The following is a 20,807-nucleotide window of genomic DNA, read 5'->3' as shown; positions in this document are numbered from 1 at the left end:
TCCTTTCTTATTATTGACTTTTCCCTCTCCAAAAGATATTATAAATATATAAACATCCGCGGTCGTTATGGCTCCGGATAATCTAACTTTTAGGAGGGTAATCATGAAAGCATTAATGGTTTCTTTAAATTCAATCGATAAGGTAAAAGCATTCTGTAACGAAATTGCAAAATTTGACGCAGAATTCGATCTCATCTCAGGACGTTATGTTATTGATGCAAAATCAATTATGGGTATATTCAGTCTTGATATTTCAAAACCAATTGAATTGAACATTCACGCTGATGAAAAGGATCTTGCTGATATTCTTGCAGCAATCAAACCTTACGTTGTTGAATAATCACAATCGACTATTTGCATACATACAGAATGCCTGTTTTAACAGTCATTCTGCATAAAAAAGCTTGCGCCTTATAGTGGCAAGCTTTTTTCATGTTATTCTGTCATGAGTACAGTTCACTCCTTGCATTCCGCAAAATCAACATCCTGGCAAGCAAATAATTTTGCATGTGTTGCATAATGTCTCTGCTTCACCTTATCTCTGTGCTCTGCACATTACAGTCTCAACAGACTCTAACGCTTTTTCATATAACGGCTCGATAATGCCGGCAAGCTTTGCTTCTGATTTCTCGATCGCAGATAATATCGGTTTTGTTACCGGGTGCTTTGCTACAAATGTTGTACAGCAGTCCTCATAAGGAAGGATCGATGCCTCATATGTTCCGATTTTTTCCGATATATCAACAATCTCCTGCTTGTCCAGTCCGATACACGGACGGAACACCGGCAATGTACTGACATCATTGATAACAGCAAGACTGAATACTGTCTGGCTGGACACCTGCCCGATACTCTCACCTGTCACCGTACACTGACAGTCATTTCTCTTTGCCAGTTCTTCTGCAATCTTGATCATATAGCGTTTCATAATGATCGTAAGCTCCTCGTGCGGGCAATTATCATAGATCGCCATCTGAACATCTGCGAAATTTACAACATGCAACTTGATCGCACCTGCATAATCCGCAACCAGACATGCCAGATCAATTACTTTTTCTTTGGCACGCTCACTGGTAAATGGCGGTGCATGGAAATATACAGCCTCCATCTGGACACCGCGTTTTGCGATCATATAGGTTGCAACCGGGCTGTCAATTCCACCGGATAATAATGCCATTCCCTTTCCGTTTGTGCCGACAGGAAGTCCTCCCGGACCCGGAATCGTGATCGAATAAATATATACCGTCTTCCGGATCTCTACATTAATGATCTCATCCGGTTCATGAACATCAACGGAAGTATCCGGGAATGCCTCTAACAGATAATGTCCGAGCTCTGCATTGACCTCCATCGAAGTCATAGGAAAGCTCTTATCATTTCTTCTTGTATTTACTTTAAAGGTAAAGTTCTTCTTACGATATGCCTTATCCACATATTCGATCACCTTTTCTTTGATGGCTTCAAATGATGTATCTTCCTCTACCACGATCGGACAGATTCCCACGATACCGAATACCTTGGTCAATGCACCCACTACATCTTCATAATCATAGTCTGATTTTGCTTCGATAAAGATTCTTCCCTGTTCCTTACGGATATAAAAATCACCGTAATTTTTGATCTTACGATTAATGTTTTTTACAAGGATATCTTCAAATATATACCGGTTTTTACCTTTTGTACCGATCTCGGCATATTTGATCATAAATGCCTTATACTGCATATGCTTCTCTCAACCTCCGATTTTCATTCTATTTATTTGTTCTTCGCCTGTTTTATACTATTATAATCAAACCTTCCATTCGTTTGACGCTACTTTTTTCTGACATATTTTCTATATATCGGCAGGATCTCTTCTATCACATCCGCCGCATAGTCTGCCTGTTCCACTGTGTTCTCTGCTGAAAAACTGAAACGGATCGTGGATTCCAACCGATCCTTCGGTAACCCGATCGAAGCTAATACATGGCTGACTGCCGGTTTATTCGACGAACATGCCGATCCGGAAGAAACATAGATTTCCCGTTCTTCTAATGCATGCAGCATCACTTCACTTCGAACACCAACAAATGATACACTTAGGATATGTGGTGCTTCCCCTTCATTGATATATACATCCGGAAGTGTCTTTAGACGTTCGGTCAGACGGTCTTTCACCGCCCGCATACGAACAGTTCTGGCTTCCAGATCTTCATAAACCATCTTTGTTGCCAGTCCAAATCCTGCAAATCCCGGAACATTCTCTGTGCCGGATCGCATTCCGCCCTGCTGTCCGCCGCCGTATATGATCGGCTTCACCTTCGTACGGTTCTTGATAAACAACGCTCCGGTTCCCTTTGGTCCATGTATCTTATGCCCGCTTACGGACATCAAATCGATCCCCATCCGTTTCGGGTAAATGTGATATTTGCCAAATGCCTGAATCGCATCCACATGAAAGAGCGTCTTTGGATTCTTCTCTTTGATAATCTCTGCAATCTCCTGAATCGGTTCTACTGTCCCGATCTCGTTATTTACATACATAACAGACACAAGAATCGTATCCTCATTCACTTCCTGTTCCAGCTGTTCCAAATCCACAATTCCGTGCTGATCTACATTCAGATATATGATTTCAAATCCAAGACTCTCCAAAAATGCCATCGTACTTGATACCGATGCATGTTCCACCTTTGTTGTTATGATCCGGTTTCCGCTTCTTTTATTTGCAAGCGCAGCCCCGATCAATGCAAGATTATTGGATTCCGTTCCGCCGGAAGTCAGTACAATCTCTTTGCTGTCTACCTTCCATTCTTTTGCAAGGATCTCTTTCGTCTCCTTGATATAGTGTCCTGCATCCAGACCTTTCTGATGCAGGGAGGAAGGATTACCATAATCTTCTTCCATTAATTTTACCACCAGATCTTTTACTTCCGGAAATACTTTTGTTGTTGCTGCATTATCAAAATATGCTTCCATCTCTATCTATCCTCTTCCAGTTCAAACATTATGATCGACATAACCGCCATTCCCGCTGTCTCGGTACGCAGAATCCTGTGTCCAAGCGTAACCATCTTCGCACCCATGTCTGTCGCTGCCACGACTTCTTCTCCGGCAAATCCACCTTCCGGGCCTATAAATATACCAAGACTTTTCTTTCCCTTGATCGATGCAAAGACCTCTTTCGAATATGCAACTCCTTCTGCTTCTTCATACGGGATCATATTCATATCAAGCTCCTTTGCCATAGCAAGAGCCTCTTTCCATGTTACAGGAGCAGTTACCTCCGGGATCACACCTCTGCCCGACTGCTTCGCTGCCGCAAGTGCGATCGCCTGATAACGTTCCGTCTTCTTTCCTGCTTTCTTTGCATCCAGCTTGACAACCGTCCGTTTCGTCATGACCGGTACGATCCTTGTAACGCCAAGCTCTACCGTTTTCTGGATGATCCACTCCATCTTATCCGCTTTCGGAAATCCCTGAAACAACGTAATCTCTGTTTCAAGTTCTGCAAAATTATCACATACATCCAGAATATCTGCAACTACTTTTTCATGATCCATAACTGAAATCTGGCAGCGGTAATCTCTACCCCTGCCATCACTTATTATGATCTCATCATTTACTTTTAAACGAAGAACATTCTTAATATGATTGACATCCTCACCGGTAATATCAATGCTCTTATCAAATACCCTTCCATCAAAATCTACAAAAAAACGATTCATCTTCCCAATCCTGTCTCTTTATGACTAATTATCCTTCTCAGCTACAAAACTGATCCAGTCTTTCATAGAGACAGTATCCACTATTCTGAAGTGATTGTCAAGAAGTGCCTGTCTGACCTCGTCTTCTTTTGTATTGATAATTCCGGAACAGATAAACTTCGCATCATCCTTCATAAACTGCTGCACAACACCGGAAAGCGGGATGATTACATCCGCCAGAATATTTGCAACTACGATATCATACTTCGGTTCGATCGACTGAACAAGCTCTTTATCCGCGAGTACATTACCACAGAGAAACCGAACCTGATCTTCTGTAATATGATTGATATCCCTGTTCTCGATGCTGACATGAACCGCTGTCTCATCAATATCGATTCCGAGAACCTCTTTTGCGCCAAGATTACTGCATACAAAGGAAAGGATCCCGCTTCCGCTTCCACAGTCAAGAACCAGATCTCCTTCTTTCATATATTTCTTCAGCTGTCCGATACATAATCTGGTCGTCTCATGGGAGCCGGTTCCGAACGCCGCACCCGGATCAATATCAATCACAATATCATCATCTGTCACATCAGAAGGTGCATCCTCCCATGTCGGTTTGATAACGATATTGTCATACAGACGAAACGGCTTAAAATATGCCTTCCAGTTGTTCATCCAATCCACATCTTCCGTCTCGGATTCTATGATATTGCAGGCTCCAACCGGAATAAATTCCGATAACCGTTCCAGTTCATTTTTTATCTTGGTCTTTATCTCTTCCTTGTCAAAGGAATCATCCAGATAGCAGGAAACCTTTGCTGTTCCGTCATCCGTCGGCATCTCATCCGGCAGAAGATCTACAAACATAGCTGCCATTTCTTCATCTGTCAGAGGCACATTGTCATCGACTTCTATACCCAAAACGCCTTCCTCATCGAGGAAGGCGCTGAGTAAATCGACAGCCTCACACGTTGTTTCAATCGTGATTTGTGTCCATTTCATAATCTATTTACCTATTTCTTCTTTCTTTTTTTGTGATCTCCAAACGAAAATGATGTTCCTACCGAATCTGTTGCAGGTCTGGTCTCAACCAATGTTGCCTGCTCGTATTCATTCAAGATACGCTTCTGTTCTGCAGTCAGCTTCTCAGGAACCTGTACAACCAGTGTTACATAATGATCACCACGCTGAGTAGGATTCTTCAGGTTTGGCACACCTTTTCCCTTCAGCTTAACCTTGGTATCGGTCTGTGTTCCTGGTGGAATCGTGTAATCAATTTCTCCCTCGATCGTATGGATCTTAATATTTCCACCCAGTGCTGCCTGTGTGAATGAGATCGGTTCGGAGGAGTAAAGATTGTATTCCTGTCTCTGGAACTTCGGATGACGATCAACAAGGATCGTAACATGAAGATCTCCTCTTTCACCACCATTAAATCCAGGTTCACCTTTTCCTTTGATACGGATATTGGTTCCGTTATCTACTCCAGGCGGAACAGCGATCTGAATCTTCTTTCTGCTCTTTACATAACCGGTTCCCGCACAGTTGCTACATTTATATCTAATGATCTTACCGGATCCGCCACAGTCCGGACAAGTCGATACATTTCTTACTACGCCAAACAAGGACTGCTGTGTTGTAACGATCTGACCTTTTCCGCCGCATTTGCCACAAACCTCCGGCTGATGTCCCGGCTGTGAACCGGTTCCCTTACATACTTCACATTCATCCTTTAACGGAAGATCCAGTTCTTTCTGTGTACCAAATATTGCTTCCTCAAAAGCAACTCTGATCGTTGTCTTGATGTTAGCACCCTTTACAGGTCCGTTTGAATTTCTCTGTCTGCTTCCACCACCGAACATATCTCCGAAAATATCTCCGAAAATATCTCCCATATCAGCAAAATCAAAGCCGCCGAAGCCACCAAAGCCACTGCCGCCGGCATTTGGATCAAATGCCGCATGACCATACTGATCATATTTTGCTCGCTTCTCCGGGTCACTAAGTACTGCATAAGCTTCCGCTGCTTCTTTAAATTTTCTTTCAGCCTCCGCATCGCCCGGGTTCATATCAGGATGATATTTCTTGGCTACGACACGATATGCTTTTTTTATCTCTGCCTCTGAGGCATTCTTGGTTACACCAAGGACCTCATAGTAATCAGTTTTTGTTTCTGCCATAACTTTTAACCTTTCATCTGCGATATACATTCATATCCACAGTAAAACAGGAAACCTTTTTCCCGTTTTACTGCCAGATATTTACTATAGACTACATTTCATATTATTTCAAGGCTTAAACCTCTGTGAAATCTCCATCTACTACATCACCCTCTGAAAAGTCCGGTGTACCTGTACCTGTTCCTGCATTTGCTCCAGGACCATTCTGCTCATAAAGCTTAGCAAACAGATTCTGAGCACTTTCCATAAGCTTATCCTTAGCAGCCTTGATCTTATCCACATCAAGATCTGTCATATTCTCTGCATCTGTGCTTTCAATTGTTGACTTTAATGAGTCTAAGTCAGCCTGTACGGCAGACTTATCTGCATCTGAGAGCTTATCTCCGACTTCATTCAGTGCTTTTTCTGTCTGGAATGCAAGTGCATCTGCTTCATTTCTTGCTTCAATGCCTTCCTTACGTTTCTTATCCTGTGCTTCGTATTCTGCAGCTTCTTTTACTGCTCTCTCGATATCATCATCTGAAAGTGATGTACCGGAAGTAATTGTAATGTGCTGTTCTCTTCCTGTTCCGAGATCCTTAGCAGATACATTTACGATACCATTCGCATCGATATCGAATGATACTTCGATCTGAGGAACGCCTCTTCTTGCAGGAGCGATACCATCCAGTCTGAAACGTCCAAGACTCTTATTATCTTTTGCAAACTGTCTTTCACCCTGTACTACGTTGATATCTACGGCATCCTGATTATCCTGTGCTGTTGAGAAAATCTGGCTCTTCTTTGTAGGAATTGTAGTGTTTCTCTCGATCAGATGTGTTGCGATACCACCCATTGTTTCGATAGAAAGTGTAAGTGGTGTAACATCAAGAAGAAGGATCTCACCGGCACCGGCATCACCTGCAAGCTTACCGCCCTGGATAGATGCACCGATTGCAACACACTCATCAGGGTTGATACCCTTGAACGGCTCTTTACCTGTTAATCTCTTAACTTCTTCCTGTACAGCGATGATACGTGTAGAACCACCGACTAATAATACCTTATCAAGATCTGCTGCAGTAAGTCCTGCATCTTCAAGTGCTGTCTGAACAGGTACCTTTGTTCTGTCAACCAGATCTGCTGTTAACTCATCAAATTTTGCTCTTGTCAGGTTCATATCAAAATGCTTTGGTCCATCCTGATTTGCTGTAATGAAAGGAAGGTTGATGTTTGTTGTCATAGCAGATGAAAGCTCTTTCTTTGCCTTCTCTGCTGCTTCCTTCAATCTCTGCATAGCCATCTTATCGCCTGAAAGGTCGATACCCTCTGCCTTCTTGAATTCATCTAACATATACTGTGTAACAGCATTATCAAAGTCATCACCACCAAGCTTATTATCACCGGCTGTTGCCAATACTTCAATAACGCCTTCACCGATCTCAATGATAGATACATCGAATGTACCACCACCTAAATCGTATACCATGATCTTCTGTTCCTGTTCATTATCAAGGCCATAGGAAAGAGCTGCTGCTGTAGGCTCGTTGATGATACGCTTTACATCAAGTCCTGCAATCTTACCGGCATCCTTTGTTGCCTGTCTCTGTGCATCTGAGAAGTAAGCAGGTACTGTGATAACGGCCTCTGTAACCTTCTCACCGAGATATCCTTCTGCATCGGATTTCAGTTTCTGAAGAATCATAGCTGAAATCTCTTCCGGTGAATACTTCTTGCCATCGATCTCTACTCTGTAATCTGTACCCATATGACGCTTGATGGATGAAATTGTCTTATCTGCATTTGTAACTGCCTGACGTTTTGCAGGCTCACCGACTACTCTCTCACCTGTCTTTAAGAAACCTACTACAGATGGTGTAGTTCTCATACCTTCTGTATTCGCAATAACAACAGGCTTACCACCTTCCATTACTGCTACACATGAATTTGTTGTACCTAAGTCAATACCAATTATCTTACCCATGATTATATTCCTCCTAAATAAAATTCTGTTTTCTTAATTTAATAAAATTTATATGCTATAGTCATTTGACTATTAGTTTGCAACCTTTACCATGCTGAATCGTAATACCTGATCCTTATACATGTAACCACGCTGCATCTCTTCGACGATCACGTTCTCTCCGTAATTCTCATCCTCTACATGCATTACTGCATTGTGGAACGCCGGATCAAACTGTTCACCCTCGCAGTTCATCGGGGTAACGCCGATGGATTCCAGTGAAGTCATAAGTGATTTGTAGATTTTATCAACTCCTGCTTCAAACGGTCTGTCTTTATCCTCTTCCGGAATTGCTGCAATCGCTCTTTCAAAGTTGTCAACTACCGGAAGTAATTTTCCAAGAACATCCTTCGCTCCGAAATCATACATTTTGGATGACTCCTTTTCATTTCTCTGACGGATATTCTCGCACTCTGCAAGAAGACGTTTATATTTGTCTTCTGCATCCTGACAGCGCTCTTTCAATTTATCATTTTCTTCTCTTAAAGCCTTACTGCCGCGTCTGTTCTCTTTTGCAACCGGCTTCGGTTTTGCTGCTTCCGCCTGCTCTTCAGGGACATCCACAGTTTCTGTAACATTCACATCTGTAGTTGTTGTTTCTGCAGTATCTGTTGACTCTGCTGTAACTTCATCTACAATTGTTTCTGCTGCCTTTTCATCTGTCTTTACTTTCTTAGTATCTTTCTTGGTGTCTGCCATTATCGGACCCCCTATTCGTTATTATTAAATATATCATCCAATTCATCGGTCAGATTTTTTAACATCGTAACGACTTTCTTATAGTCCATACGTTTCGGACCGATGATACCTATAGTTCCTTTTGCGCCTTCCGGCATCTTATAAGTTGCCGTTACAAGGGAGCAATCTTTCAGATCCTCACTGGAATTCTCATCACCGATTCGGATCTCTATATCAGAGTTATCTTTATTGATAACTTCTTCTACATATTTTACAAATTCCTCTTTGTCTTCTATATCTTCAAAAGTTCCAAGCAGTTTTTCTGCTGTTGCCGAATCCATCAATTCAGGATACTTTAACATGTTGGTCGCTCCGCTTGTATAAACCTTCAGGTCATCCGCTTCATGAATAGCTTCCATGATCCCCTGAAAGATGTTTTCTAAGATATCCGCATATTCACCTGCCTGCATCTTCATCGTCTGTATCAGTTCCAGATTAATATCTTCTAATGCAGCTCCCTGAAGGAACGTGTTTAATAAAATATTGAATTTTAAAATCTCGTCATTCTTCAGATCGTACGTGGTATCGATCAGCTTATTCTTTACGATATTTCCATCCACCATGATCACCGCAAGAAGCTTTGACTCAGCAACCTTGGAAAGCTGTATAAACTTCACGGTATTATTATACTGAGGTGTGGTAACCAGTGTGGCATAATTCGTATTTGCCGCTAATACCCGGGCAACCTGCTTCAGCATCTTCTCCATTTTATCAACTCGTTCAAGAAGATTTCCCTTCTCTGTCTCAGCCTCTATCTTCTCATTCATAAGGCTGTCAACATAGAACCGATATCCTTTGTCCGTCGGAATTCTTCCTGCAGATGTATGCGGCTGACATATATAACCCATGTCCTCCAGATCAGACATCTCATTCCTGATCGTCGCCGAACTTAAGTTCAAATCTGTATACTTTGAAATTGTCCGCGATCCTACAGGTTCTCCGGTCTCTAAATAATTGGAAACGATAGCTTTCAGAATTTTGACTTTTCTTTCGTCAAGTTCCATCTGCTCATCCCTTTCATTTTTGTTAGCACTCAAATACCCCGAGTGCTAACCACTAAAATTAATCTAACACCCACTACCTTGTTTGTCAACATTTATTTTGAAAAAAATCAAGAAAATTTATAATTTTTGAGCTTTGAAAAAATGAATACCGAGTCCTGTAGAAATCACGGCATATAAAAGACTGATGATAATCGCAGCTAACGCATCTGTTCCGTTAAATGTAAGGTCACTTGTCATACCGAGAAGCTGCACGATCCAGATGTTATCCGACCACGCCGGCAGATTAAACAGATCCACAAGGACACGAACTCCGGGTGTAAATAACAGCACCAAAAGGACCGCGGCAGTCATAGACAAAACCGAATGTCTGATCAGCGAAACCAACATAAATGCAAACATCGTGCAGGCTCCGATCATTATAAACTGCAGCACTATCGCAAGCATTGTTTTTCCAATCCGGGAAGCTTCTGAAGCTTCAGGGACATTTCTAAAAAACAAAGCAGCCGCAATCCCTGAAATCAGAATATATTCCAGTAAGATCCCCCATGCATAAGTAACTGCCGCCAGCACTCTGGCAATATAACAGGCCGCTCTGCTTTTACTTCTCTGCAGCTCGCAGCGTATGGTATTCTGTTCGTAGTCTTCGGATATATGAAGGATAACCGGAAACATCATAAGAAGGACCAGAAGCTCCGAAGCAGAAAAAGCCGATGCAATATAAGCGATTCCGTCCATCTGACCTTTGATCGCTGTAATCGTCTGTTCTGAAAAGCCTGCTGCCGCCAGGAAGTCGCTGCTTACCCCTGCACTTACATAATGAAGAAAAGCTGCTACAAGAATCGCAAACGGAATCACCAGAATCATGATCATTCTGCCATAAAAGCTTTTGCCATATCGAAATACTTCTGCTCTGTAAACATTCATACTGTTGCCTACGCTCCCTCTAAATAGGAAATAACCGGATCTATCTCCTGTTTTTAATATACCCGTGAGTGGTTTTTTATATTACAGATAAATAATCCGGTCACAGACCTGTTCCAGATCTCCGGGTATGTGGCTGGTAAGAATAACCGCCATTCCTTGTTTTCTTCGTTTCTCCAGATAAGATAAAAACGATGCTCTCGTAAACGGATCAAGCCCGTTCAACGGTTCATCAAGCAACGCCAGTCTTGTCTCTTTATGGATTGCAAGACAAAGCGCAAGCTTCTGTTTATTGCCAAGTGACAGCTTAGATGCTTTGATCCGGTCAAATTCATGGATACCCAAAAGATCGATCAAAGCTTCATCCGTAAGCTGCTTATCTCCGTTCATATGCTCCATCATTTTTATATTATCACGCACGGAAAGGTCTGAAAAAAAAGAGGGTCTGTCGATCACACATGCCATATCTCTGCCGGATATATCTGTTACATTTATCTGTCCTGAGCAGCTGCCCTTTTTCCGGGGAATAAAGCTCGCCAACATACGAAGTAACGTGCTCTTTCCACTTCCATTTTGTCCCGCCAGTCCGACAATCTCGCCTTTTCGCAGTACAAATGTCAGATTCTTCTCCCACAACGGCTGTTCTGTTCCAGGATAGGTATAATTCAGTTCATTTATTTCTATAATAACAGCAGTCTGCTGCTCATTCGTCTCTTTTATCATATCCGAACCTGTCCCCGACTATCATTTCATTTATCTTTATCCTGTAAAAAATCTACAAGAATCCTGTTACTTACATCGATTCCCTTTCTGGTAAAACATACCATCCCCTTTTCATCTTTCATATGTCCGCTTGCCACATACCCTCTTATAATATCCCCATAAACATCATATAAGGAATGGCCGAATCGTTCATAGAAATCCGCCGCACTGATCCCTCTGGTCATTCTAAGCCCAAATATCACATACTCTTCCATCAATGTATCAATATCTACAGTTTCATCAATATGTCTGATTGAAAGCAGCTCCGGTATCCGGTACGCTTCATCGATCGAGCGTTTTTCAAATACTTCCTCCATCGTATCGACATACTGTTTTATATCTGACGTATTCGAATATCTTCTTCCGTTAAAAAAGGAAGCCGCACCTATACCGATCCCGATATATTCATCCATCGTCCAGTATACGATATTATGTCTGCATTCATATCCGGGCTTTGCATAATTTGAAATCTCATACCTTTTATATCCTGACATCTCGAGTACCTTTCCGGTTGCTTCATACATTTCACGGTCTGTTTCCTCATCCGGAAGCTTTGAAAGGAGTTTCTGATCCCCCGCAAGCGGTGTTCCATCTTCCACGATCAGGCTATATGAAGAGATATGCTCCGGTCTGCACTTCAATACACGCTCTAGTGTATCCAGGTAGGAATGAAGCGTCTGCCCCGGGATCGCAGAGATCAGGTCGACATTGATATTTCTGAAGCCTGCGTCACGTGCTGTCTGATAGGATGTCAGAAACTGTTCATATGTATGTATCCTGCCAAGCATGGCAAGCTCATCATTGTGTGCGGACTGCAGTCCGATACTCATACGATTGATCCCGGCCGCCAGATATTCCGCTGCTTTGATCGCAGTCAGGGTACCCGGATTCACCTCAATCGTAATCTCAGCTTCTTCGTCCACTTTAAAAATGCTTCTAAGGGTCGCCAATATATTCATGATCTCGCCCGGTAAAAGTATAGACGGAGTTCCTCCGCCTATAAATATCGTTTTTACAATATAGTCCTTTGATATGCTTTTATAGCTTAATAATTCTCTGCAAATGCTCTGGACATATGCCTTTCTGACCGCACCGCTCCGGTTGATCTGCGGGTCATCCGCACCAAAAGACAGGAAATCACAATATACACACTTCTTAACACAAAACGGAATATGTATATAAATGCTCAGTTTTTTTCTCATGTGTTTTTCCTGCCTTCTCGTTTTTTCTGTAAGCTGCTTTCTGCTTATATCAAAATCATTTTTGATTTATTTCATTCTAAATGCCCTGATTCAACCTGCAATTTTTTTATATTTATTCCTCATCAAGTTTTAATACGCTCATAAACGCCTGCTGCGGAATCTCTACATTTCCGATCTGACGCATACGTTTCTTACCTTCCTTCTGTTTCTCCAGAAGCTTCTTCTTACGGGAGATATCTCCGCCGTAACATTTTGCAAGGACATCCTTTCTGACTGCTCTTACCGTCTCTCTGGCAATGACCTTGTTGCCGATCGCTGCCTGGATCGGAATCTCAAATAAATGTCTTGGGATCTCCTGCTTTAACTTCTCGCACATCTTTCTTCCGCGTTCGTAAGCAGTATCCTGATGAAGAATGAAGGATAACGCATCGACCTCTTCTTTATTGATCAGGATATCAAGTTTTACAAGCTCGCTCCGCACATAGCCCTTCATCTCATAGTCAAAGGACGCATAGCCTCTGGATCTTGATTTTAATGCATCAAAGAAATCATAGATGATCTCATTTAACGGAAGGTCATACCGAAGCAGTGCTCTGGTTTCTTCCATATATTCCATTCCCTGATATACGCCACGGCGTTCCTGACAGAGCTGCATGATCGCACCTACATATTCTGTAGTGACCATGATCTCCGCGGATACAAACGGCTCTTCCATATATTCGATATTCGACGGATCCGGCAGATTGGACGGATTCGTCAGTTCGATCATCTTGCCATCCGTTGTATGCACACGGTAAACAACGCCCGGCGCAGTCGTAACAAGATCCAGATTGAACTCGCGCTCCAACCGCTCCTGTATGATCTCCAGATGCAGAAGTCCAAGGAAACCGCAACGGAAACCGAAACCAAGTGCGATCGATGTCTCCGGCTCAAAGCTTAAGGACGCATCATTTAACTGAAGCTTCTCCAATGCATCGCGAAGATCCGGGTATTTGGCTCCATCTGCCGGATAAAGTCCGCAGTAGACCATAGGCTGTGCCTTCTTATATCCCGGAAGCGCCTCTGCGCATGGATTGTCGTTATCTGTAACGGTATCACCGACTGTAGTATCTCTGACATTCTTTAAGCTGGCAGTGATATAGCCTACCATTCCTGCCGATAATTCATCACATGGAACGAATCTGCCAGCCCCGAAGATTCCTACTTCTACTACCTCTGCAACAGCTCCGGTTGCCATCATGCGGATGGACGTCCCACGTTTTACCACACCGTCGAATAAACGGCAGAATATGATAACACCTTTATATGAATCGTAAATACTGTCAAATATAAGTGCCTGAAGCGGTTTTTCCGGATCTCCTGCTGGTGCCGGGATCTTCGTAACGATCTGCTCTAAGACCTGATCGATATTGATACCATTCTTTGCCGAAATTCTCGGAGCATCCTGCGCTTCGATTCCGATCACATCTTCAATCTCATTTACCACACGTTCCGGTTCGGCCGAAGGAAGATCGATCTTATTGATAACCGGCATAACATCCAGATCGTGATCGATCGCAAGATATACATTTGCAAGTGTCTGTGCCTCGATTCCCTGTGCTGCATCCACAACCAGGATCGCACCCTCGCAGGCAGCCAGACTTCTTGATACTTCATAATTAAAATCAACATGCCCCGGGGTATCGATCAGATTGAAGATATATTCTTCTCCATCCTGTGCTTTATAGATCGTACGAACGCACTGTGCCTTGATCGTGATTCCACGTTCCCGCTCCAGATCCATATTATCAAGCACCTGATTCTGCATCTCACGTTCAGTCAATAAGCCAGTCTTTTCTATAATCCTGTCCGCAAGTGTCGATTTACCATGATCGATATGCGCTATAATGCAAAAGTTTCGTATCTTTGACTGATCTATATGAGCCATCCTGTTTTCCTCCGGTATCTGAATTTCTTTTCTCTTTTTATTTTAAGCATGCATTTCTGCAGGCAAATAATTTCGTGTTCATTATCATAACACAATCTCACTTTCCGCTCAATACTTTGTAAAGAATTGCAGACAGCGGTTCCATGGCATTTTTTGCCTCTTCTACCGTATTCGTCTGGCTGCCGACCTCTACTAATAACGACCGGGGCTTCAGATCCAGGTTATATCGATATCCCTTAACAAATATCTTTCTTACAAAGGACCCATAATTTGCCTGTGCCGTCAGATACATCTGCAGACTGAAGGCAAGATTTTCTGTTTTGTATGGATTTGCCAGATATGATATATCTCCGTTCTTATTTAATCGGCTCACTCCGTTTAAAAACATAATCTGCGCAGTCTTTTTTCCCCCGATCTCCGTGATCAGATATGTATCCTCGGCTACACCGTCTCTGTGAATATCGATCACGACATCAATAGACGGGTATTCCGTAAGAATCTTCTGAACTCCCTCTCTTGCATAATCATATGCCGCGCTTCGATCCAGCTCCCCACCGGTCATATCGTAGGCTGTCGTATCGTGATAGACTGCCACCCCGTAATTCTCTTCGAGAAGCTGCGTCAGGTAATCACCAACGCCGATCACGGTATCCTCAACCTTGCCCGGCTCGGAATCTTTAAAGCTCTCCGTTCCGTGTGTATGATAGATCAGCACCTTATAGTTCTTATCCTCTGTATCGATCGTCAGATCCATAGAGGCAAGATCCTGCCCGTTTAATTCTTCCCTGGATACATTTGTCGTACTGTCGATCACATAGAAGTGATTTTTTATATAATCATAATCAGCAAGCTTTTCCTGCATATAACTGCGACATCCTGCCATCGCAGCTATCGATGCTGTCGCTTCTCTTTTCTCCCGCATGACATTTTTCGATAGATCCTTCCGAATGTCCGTCTCTGCAATATCCGTCTCCTGTTCTGATGCACAGGACACAAATGCACCTGCAAGGCAATATTCCTGCAAACAATCTTCTAAAAAACAGGATGCTTCTTCATGTTGCTTTCCCTCCTGCTGTATATTCGGCTTCTGATCCGACGATATCGTTCCTGTCAGAAGCTGTCGCAGCATATCCGTCTTTGTCTCATCATCACATTTTGCAAACCATATTGCAAAAAAGGCTATGACCAGAAAAAAACAATAACGCATTCTTCTTTTTTCGCATCTTGTCTGACAGTTTCTCATTCCGGATAAACTCATTACTTTTTATTATTTATCAGTATATGAGTCCTTCCTGAAAATAATACCATTTATTGCTTCGGATATTGTGAAGCTGATTCGTCTTACCAGTTCATCAATATTTTTTGGAGTAACAAACATATCCGCAAGCTCCGGTTCTACCAGATGATATGCGATCTGATATCTCTGCTGCTCGGACAATTCTTTCACCAGCTTCTTCCCATGTATCTGATCAAATGCATCGGCGATCTCATCAAGAGAATCATCAATGATAGACGGAACCGATATAACTGTCGGAACTCCAAGTGCGATGACCTTTGTTTTTATATTATCTGAGTTGATCTCCATCCGGTTATTTCCGACGCCGGAGCCCGGACTGATCCCGGTATCCGTAAGCTGCACAGTCTTGTTCAACCGCTTACTGCTTCTGGCCGCAAGAGCATCAATTACAAGAACCGCATCTACCTTAATATTCCCACAGATTCCTTTTATGATCTCCACCGTTTCAATTCCTGTCTGTGCCATAACGCCCGGACAGATCGCCGATATATCATATTCCTGTCTGCCCGATACAGGGATCTTCTCGATTCCCAGATGTCTGGTTATAAAGAGATGATCAACAACCAGCGGACCGAGTGAATCCGGTGTCACCTCACGGTTTCCGAGACCTACGACCAGAACGGAGCTTGCATCTCCCAGTAATTTTTTAAGATTATTTGATAGTTCACGGCACAACGGCTCATGGATCGTTTCATCAAATTCCCGGATCTCCGGACATTCGATCGTAATATAAGTTCCAAGAGGCTTGCCAAGTGTCTCTGCCCCTTTCTCATTTGTTACATTGATCGTCGTTGTCCTGATACCCTGCCGGTGGATCTTTGTCGCAATCTGTATTCCATCCAATTCTCCGCGATCTTTTATATCTTCTCGTAATTCTATCGCAAGGTCTGTCCGAATCGTTCGTTCCATAGCCGTTCCCCATTTCTGTCTATTCTCTCTCCGGCAGAAAATCGTAGTTTCAGCCGGTATGCTCTGGTATATAAAATGCCCCGAATGAATATTTCTATTCACCGGGGCAATGCCTGTTCCACATAATCTTACATAATCTTTTTAATTATCCGGTTTATTACCTCAGGATATCCGCAGATCGTCATAACCGGTGGGTTCCATTTTACAAATGCCGTATCCTTAAAACAGGTAGATACACCAACCTCTATTCCTCCCTCCATCTCGGAAGAACGGACGATCCGTTTAAATTTGCTCTTGTCTTTTACAAGGCTCCATGCGGCTTTACCGATCGTGAAATCCACAATCGGATAGCCGCCCTCATAACCGGTTACAACTGCATCTTCAATAAATGAGTATTCTTCTTTCCATGTAGCAACTGCATCTTCAATCGATTCAAACATAGTGTCTGTATTCCTTTCTTTTTTATTCTGACTTTTATGCTTATTCATATCGTATTTTTTACATATAATACAAGTATAGCACACAGTTTTTTAAAATGCCTTAATTTTATTTCAGAAATGATTTTATACTTTATTATTATGTAAATCTCTGCTATAATGAGTTGTATTTATGATCGAACTTAATTTAAGGAGGATTTTCCATGGATTTTAGCAAAAAGGGCGTGGAAAAGAAACAGAAAGCTCTCGTTTCTAAACTACCCCGAAATAAAAAGAAACTGACGGTTTCTCTGTTCAAGGCAATGCTTGTCTTATTTCTGGCGATCATTGTTCTTGGTATCGGAGCCGGCTTCGGTGCACTAAAGGGTATTCTGGATGATACACCGGAGGTAAATGCAAAGGATCTGATCCCGAAAGGATATCAGACAACCCTGTACGATCAGGACGGCAAGGAACTCAAAGTTCTTGCAAGCTTCGATGCAAATCGCGAATATGTCTACTATGATGATATTCCGGAAAATCTGGTCAATGCATTTATCGCTATCGAAGATCAACGTTTCTGGGAACATAACGGTATCGACGTTCAGGGTATCATGCGTGCATTTGCCCATGGTCTTCAGTCAGGTGACTTCGATCAGGGTGCAAGTACTCTGACACAGCAGCTGATCAAGAACCAGATCTTCAATGTCGGTCTGGATGAGAAAACCATGTTTGACAAGATCGAACGTAAGGTTCAGGAACAGTATCTCGCTGTTGAGATTGAAAAAGTCCTGCCAAAGAAAAGTATCGCTGAATACTATCTGAATACTATCTACCTTGGTCAGGGACGATACGGAGTAGAAACCGCATCCCAGTATTATTTTAATAAACAGTTAAAAGACCTGACGATCTCCGAGTGTGCGGTTCTCGCTGCAATCCCTCAGAACCCAAGCAAATTTGATCCGGTTGTATTTCCGGAAGAAAATGCAAAAAGACGTCTGATGGTTCTGGATAAAATGTCAGAGCTGAACATGATCTCCCAGTCAGATTATGATACAGCAATTGCCGATGATGTATATGCTGAGATCAAAAAGGTATCATCCATAAAGAAATCATCACCGACAAAGATAAACTCCTATTACATCGATGAAGTAATTAACCAGCTGGAAGATGACTTCATGGCAATGGGATATTCCAAATCAGAAGCAGACAGTATGATCTACTCCGGCGGTCTGCAAGTTCATACCTGTCAGGATACAGAGATTCAGGATATCTGTGATACTGTATTAAATGATGAGGACAACTATCCAACTGACAGTTACCAGCTCTCCTATGCACTGACTCTCGTAGATGACAATGGTGAACAGTATAACTACAGTCAGAACATGATGGTAACATGGTTCCAGGAAGAAAAAGGACAGTCTTCTTTCGACCTGATCTTCTCAAGTGAGGATGACGCAAGAGCTGCCGCTGATGAATACAAAGCACATCTGATTGCTGAGACCGGATACAAAGAACAGCTCGAAAGCTATAAGGTAACCGTTGAACCACAGATTTCCTTCACATTGATGGATCAGGAAACCGGTCAGGTAAAAGCAATCGTCGGTGGTCGTGGTGAAAAGACAGAAGATCGTTCCTTTAACCGTGCAACCGAAGCAACCAGACAGCCCGGTTCTACATTCAAAGTCGTTGCCGCTTTCCTCCCTGCACTGGACGGATGTGGTATGAGCCTTGCAACAGTATACAAAGATGAACCATACACCTATACAAATGGCGGCGAAGTCAGGAACTGGTACAGTGGCTACCGTGGTCCAAGCACGATCCGACAGGCTATTCAGAATTCCATGAATATTCTTGCTGTTAAGACGATCACCGATGTTACACCGGAGCTTGCCTACGAGTATCTGTTAAAGCTTGGATTTACAACTCTTGTAAAGAGCCGTACAAATTCAAGTGGCGGTATTGAATCTGATATCAACCAGTCTCTCGCTCTTGGCGGTCTGACAGATGGTATCACAAATCTTGAGATCACAGCTGCATATGCTACGATCGCAAATGAAGGTAATTATATCAAGCCTGTCTTCTATACAGAAGTATATGACCATGACGGAAACCTGCTGATCGATAACCGGAAGCCGGAAGAATCCGCAGTTATTTCACCTCAGAATGCATGGTTATTAACAAGTGCAATGCATGATGTAGTAACGATCGGTACCGGTACTGCCGCAAACCTTTCATGTGGTCTTTATACAGCAGGTAAGACAGGTACAACTTCCAGTAACTATGATGCATGGTTCTGTGGATACACTCCATACTATACCGCATCTATCTGGATAGGATTCGATGTGAATACAAACTTTGCCGCAGGAAACTATCATAAGAATATGTGGCGTAAGATCATGGATGAAATTACAGAAGTCAAAGGCTTAGATACTTCAAAGACATTCGAAATGCCGGATGGAATTGTTCGTGCAACCGTTTGTAAGGATACCGGTCTTCTTCCGGTAGAAGGCTGCGATACAGTTACAGATTATTTTGCAAAGGGAACTGTTCCAAAAAAGAAATGTGGTGGTAATAAAAAGATTGTGATCTGTAATGAATCTCATAAGCCTGCAACAAACACATGTAAAGAAACAACCACTTATTATTATACAGTTGATGACGATGGCAAGATTGAGATCCTTGATGCCGACTTCGAATACGATCAGAATATTTTAAAGGAAAAATGTCCACTTCATCCTGAGGAAGAAGAAACGGAGGATACCACAGAGGAAGAAAAGAAAGAGTACAAGATCTCCTCATCTTCAGAAGGCGGCGGTTCGATCTCACCGACAACAACCGTTAAAAAGGGCAAATCAACAACCTTCTATATCACACCTGATAAGGGATATACCATTTCAGATGTAATCGTAGATGGAAGCTCCGTCGGTGCTGTAACCTCTTACAAATTCTCGAAGGTAAAGGGAAATCATACGATCAAGGCTGTCTTCAAGAAGAAAGACAAGCCTACGACAGAGGAACCTACCACAGAACCTCCGACACCGGAGCCTACTACAGAACCTACTACGGAACCTCCGACACCGGAGCCTACTACAGAACCTACTACAAATCCTACAGCAGAGCCTGAAACAAGCTCGGACGGTGAGTAATAGAGAATAAGAGTAATACACATAAAAGAGAACGCTGGTGTTTATCTGTTATGTAGCAAGCCTATCCACTCTGTGTAACTTCGAACTAACCTCAGCATTGCTTCGCTAAGGTCTCAGTTACTCGTGTCGGCACATAGGACAGCGTATTTTGCTGTCCTATGTGCCGTTACACCGAGGATAGAACGAAAGTGTCTTGCGTAATAATAGGATAAACATCAGCGTTCTTTCTTTTATGTGGATTAATTCTATTTCGTCATCTTTGGTTTAAATATCAGTGAGGCTATATAGGAAAAGATCAATGCCGCGGAGGTTCCCACTGCTGCCATTTTAAAGCCTCCCCGGAACAGCCCTATGAATCCATCCTGATCTACCGCTTCTTTGATTCCCTTCCAGAGGTTATATCCAAATCCCGATAAGGGAACGGATGCTCCACAGCCTGCAAATTCTAAAAATGGTTCATACACCCCTATCGCACCGAGAACCGCTCCCGTACAGACAAGAAGTACCATTATACGTCCCGGCAACAGCTTTGTATTATCCATAAGGATCTGAACCAGAACACAGATCAATCCACCAATAATAAATGCTTTTATATAATCCATATACTA

Annotated in this window: 18 protein-coding genes; 2 read left to right on the top strand and 16 right to left on the bottom strand. The window is 42.7% G+C overall.

What is annotated here, in order from left to right; all coding sequences use genetic code 11:
- The first annotated feature begins 103 nt into the window (after positions 1-103).
- Entirely contained in the window at positions 104-340 is a 237-nt protein-coding gene (locus CLOL250_RS12895; protein WP_044946242.1) for an HPr family phosphocarrier protein, read from the top strand.
- A gap of 195 nt (positions 341-535) precedes the next feature.
- Here the strand turns inward: CLOL250_RS12895 and thiI are convergent, their stop codons facing one another.
- The 15 genes from thiI to CLOL250_RS12820 all read right to left on the bottom strand — a co-directional run bounded on the left by thiI (position 536) and on the right by CLOL250_RS12820 (position 17,074).
- On the bottom strand, positions 536-1,723 hold the full coding sequence (thiI, locus tag CLOL250_RS12890; protein WP_008403026.1) for a tRNA uracil 4-sulfurtransferase ThiI: 1,188 nt from the start codon (positions 1,721-1,723) through the stop codon (positions 536-538).
- 89 nt (positions 1,724-1,812) lie between these two features.
- On the bottom strand, positions 1,813-2,958 hold the full coding sequence (locus CLOL250_RS12885; RefSeq protein ID WP_008403025.1) for a cysteine desulfurase family protein: 1,146 nt from the start codon (positions 2,956-2,958) through the stop codon (positions 1,813-1,815).
- Between the two features lie 2 nt (positions 2,959-2,960).
- Positions 2,961-3,707 carry a 16S rRNA (uracil(1498)-N(3))-methyltransferase gene (locus CLOL250_RS12880; protein ID WP_008403024.1) on the bottom strand — a complete coding sequence of 249 codons (747 nt, stop codon included), beginning with the start codon at positions 3,705-3,707 and terminating at the stop codon, positions 2,961-2,963.
- Positions 3,708-3,731: 24 nt separating this feature from the next.
- On the bottom strand, positions 3,732-4,694 hold the full coding sequence (prmA, locus tag CLOL250_RS12875) for a 50S ribosomal protein L11 methyltransferase (protein ID WP_008403023.1): 963 nt from the start codon (positions 4,692-4,694) through the stop codon (positions 3,732-3,734).
- 11 nt (positions 4,695-4,705) lie between these two features.
- The gene (gene dnaJ / locus CLOL250_RS12870; protein WP_044946265.1) at positions 4,706-5,872 is read right to left on the bottom strand and encodes a molecular chaperone DnaJ; all 1,167 of its coding nucleotides are present in this window, start codon (positions 5,870-5,872) and stop codon (positions 4,706-4,708) included.
- Between the two features lie 115 nt (positions 5,873-5,987).
- Positions 5,988-7,835, bottom strand: coding sequence for a molecular chaperone DnaK (gene dnaK / locus CLOL250_RS12865; RefSeq protein WP_008403021.1), 1,848 nt, complete (start codon positions 7,833-7,835; stop codon positions 5,988-5,990).
- Between the two features lie 72 nt (positions 7,836-7,907).
- On the bottom strand, positions 7,908-8,573 hold the full coding sequence (gene grpE, locus CLOL250_RS12860) for a nucleotide exchange factor GrpE (protein ID WP_008403020.1): 666 nt from the start codon (positions 8,571-8,573) through the stop codon (positions 7,908-7,910).
- An 11-nt stretch (positions 8,574-8,584) separates the two neighbouring features.
- Complete coding sequence (hrcA, locus tag CLOL250_RS12855) at positions 8,585-9,616, bottom strand: heat-inducible transcriptional repressor HrcA (RefSeq protein ID WP_044946238.1); 1,032 nt, start codon at positions 9,614-9,616, stop codon at positions 8,585-8,587.
- Positions 9,617-9,733: 117 nt separating this feature from the next.
- The gene (locus tag CLOL250_RS12850; RefSeq protein WP_008403018.1) at positions 9,734-10,540 is read right to left on the bottom strand and encodes an ABC transporter permease; all 807 of its coding nucleotides are present in this window, start codon (positions 10,538-10,540) and stop codon (positions 9,734-9,736) included.
- A gap of 81 nt (positions 10,541-10,621) precedes the next feature.
- Positions 10,622-11,260: an ATP-binding cassette domain-containing protein gene (locus CLOL250_RS12845; protein ID WP_008403017.1), complete on the bottom strand. Its 639-nt coding sequence runs from the start codon at positions 11,258-11,260 to the stop codon at positions 10,622-10,624.
- A gap of 26 nt (positions 11,261-11,286) precedes the next feature.
- The gene (hemW, locus tag CLOL250_RS12840) at positions 11,287-12,501 is read right to left on the bottom strand and encodes a radical SAM family heme chaperone HemW (protein ID WP_008403016.1); all 1,215 of its coding nucleotides are present in this window, start codon (positions 12,499-12,501) and stop codon (positions 11,287-11,289) included.
- A gap of 112 nt (positions 12,502-12,613) precedes the next feature.
- Positions 12,614-14,428 carry a translation elongation factor 4 gene (gene lepA / locus CLOL250_RS12835; RefSeq protein WP_008403015.1) on the bottom strand — a complete coding sequence of 605 codons (1,815 nt, stop codon included), beginning with the start codon at positions 14,426-14,428 and terminating at the stop codon, positions 12,614-12,616.
- A 97-nt stretch (positions 14,429-14,525) separates the two neighbouring features.
- The gene (gene spoIIP, locus CLOL250_RS12830) at positions 14,526-15,635 is read right to left on the bottom strand and encodes a stage II sporulation protein P (RefSeq protein ID WP_008403013.1); all 1,110 of its coding nucleotides are present in this window, start codon (positions 15,633-15,635) and stop codon (positions 14,526-14,528) included.
- A gap of 60 nt (positions 15,636-15,695) precedes the next feature.
- Positions 15,696-16,634 carry a GPR endopeptidase gene (gene gpr, locus CLOL250_RS12825; RefSeq protein WP_008403012.1) on the bottom strand — a complete coding sequence of 313 codons (939 nt, stop codon included), beginning with the start codon at positions 16,632-16,634 and terminating at the stop codon, positions 15,696-15,698.
- Positions 16,635-16,762: 128 nt separating this feature from the next.
- Positions 16,763-17,074 carry a hypothetical protein gene (locus tag CLOL250_RS12820; protein ID WP_044946236.1) on the bottom strand — a complete coding sequence of 104 codons (312 nt, stop codon included), beginning with the start codon at positions 17,072-17,074 and terminating at the stop codon, positions 16,763-16,765.
- A gap of 200 nt (positions 17,075-17,274) precedes the next feature.
- On the opposite strand from CLOL250_RS12820, the gene CLOL250_RS12815 reads away from it, so the two are divergent.
- Positions 17,275-20,199, top strand: coding sequence for a transglycosylase domain-containing protein (locus tag CLOL250_RS12815; RefSeq protein WP_008403008.1), 2,925 nt, complete (start codon positions 17,275-17,277; stop codon positions 20,197-20,199).
- A 245-nt stretch (positions 20,200-20,444) separates the two neighbouring features.
- Here the strand turns inward: CLOL250_RS12815 and spoVAE are convergent, their stop codons facing one another.
- Positions 20,445-20,801, bottom strand: coding sequence for a stage V sporulation protein AE (gene spoVAE / locus CLOL250_RS12810; RefSeq protein WP_008403006.1), 357 nt, complete (start codon positions 20,799-20,801; stop codon positions 20,445-20,447).
- Positions 20,802-20,807 lie beyond the last annotated feature (6 nt).

The organism is Clostridium sp. L2-50, assembly GCF_000154245.1.
In the GTDB taxonomy this organism is placed as follows: domain Bacteria; phylum Bacillota; class Clostridia; order Lachnospirales; family Lachnospiraceae; genus Coprococcus.
Note: the sequence above shows the minus strand (reverse complement) of the source record. Positions and strands in the feature narration are given on the sequence as shown.

Bases quoted from the DNA above. Each gene is read 5' to 3' on its own strand.
- grpE (WP_008403020.1), bottom strand. From the start codon at position 8,573: ATGGCAGACACCAAGAAAGATACTAAGAAAGTAAAGACAGATGAAAAG.
- CLOL250_RS12845 (WP_008403017.1), bottom strand. From the start codon at position 11,260: ATGATAAAAGAGACGAATGAGCAGCAGACTGCTGTTATTATAGAAATA.
- CLOL250_RS12820 (WP_044946236.1), bottom strand. From the start codon at position 17,074: ATGTTTGAATCGATTGAAGATGCAGTTGCTACATGGAAAGAAGAATAC.
- CLOL250_RS12815 (WP_008403008.1), top strand. From the start codon at position 17,275: ATGGATTTTAGCAAAAAGGGCGTGGAAAAGAAACAGAAAGCTCTCGTT.
- CLOL250_RS12850 (WP_008403018.1), bottom strand. From the start codon at position 10,540: ATGAATGTTTACAGAGCAGAAGTATTTCGATATGGCAAAAGCTTTTAT.
- dnaK (WP_008403021.1), bottom strand. From the start codon at position 7,835: ATGGGTAAGATAATTGGTATTGACTTAGGTACAACAAATTCATGTGTA.
- lepA (WP_008403015.1), bottom strand. From the start codon at position 14,428: ATGGCTCATATAGATCAGTCAAAGATACGAAACTTTTGCATTATAGCG.
- spoVAE (WP_008403006.1), bottom strand. From the start codon at position 20,801: ATGGATTATATAAAAGCATTTATTATTGGTGGATTGATCTGTGTTCTG.
- CLOL250_RS12880 (WP_008403024.1), bottom strand. From the start codon at position 3,707: ATGAATCGTTTTTTTGTAGATTTTGATGGAAGGGTATTTGATAAGAGC.
- thiI (WP_008403026.1), bottom strand. From the start codon at position 1,723: ATGCAGTATAAGGCATTTATGATCAAATATGCCGAGATCGGTACAAAA.
- hrcA (WP_044946238.1), bottom strand. From the start codon at position 9,616: ATGGAACTTGACGAAAGAAAAGTCAAAATTCTGAAAGCTATCGTTTCC.
- hemW (WP_008403016.1), bottom strand. From the start codon at position 12,501: ATGAGAAAAAAACTGAGCATTTATATACATATTCCGTTTTGTGTTAAG.
- gpr (WP_008403012.1), bottom strand. From the start codon at position 16,634: ATGGAACGAACGATTCGGACAGACCTTGCGATAGAATTACGAGAAGAT.
- prmA (WP_008403023.1), bottom strand. From the start codon at position 4,694: ATGAAATGGACACAAATCACGATTGAAACAACGTGTGAGGCTGTCGAT.
- CLOL250_RS12885 (WP_008403025.1), bottom strand. From the start codon at position 2,958: ATGGAAGCATATTTTGATAATGCAGCAACAACAAAAGTATTTCCGGAA.
- spoIIP (WP_008403013.1), bottom strand. From the start codon at position 15,635: ATGCGTTATTGTTTTTTTCTGGTCATAGCCTTTTTTGCAATATGGTTT.
- CLOL250_RS12895 (WP_044946242.1), top strand. From the start codon at position 104: ATGAAAGCATTAATGGTTTCTTTAAATTCAATCGATAAGGTAAAAGCA.
- dnaJ (WP_044946265.1), bottom strand. From the start codon at position 5,872: ATGGCAGAAACAAAAACTGATTACTATGAGGTCCTTGGTGTAACCAAG.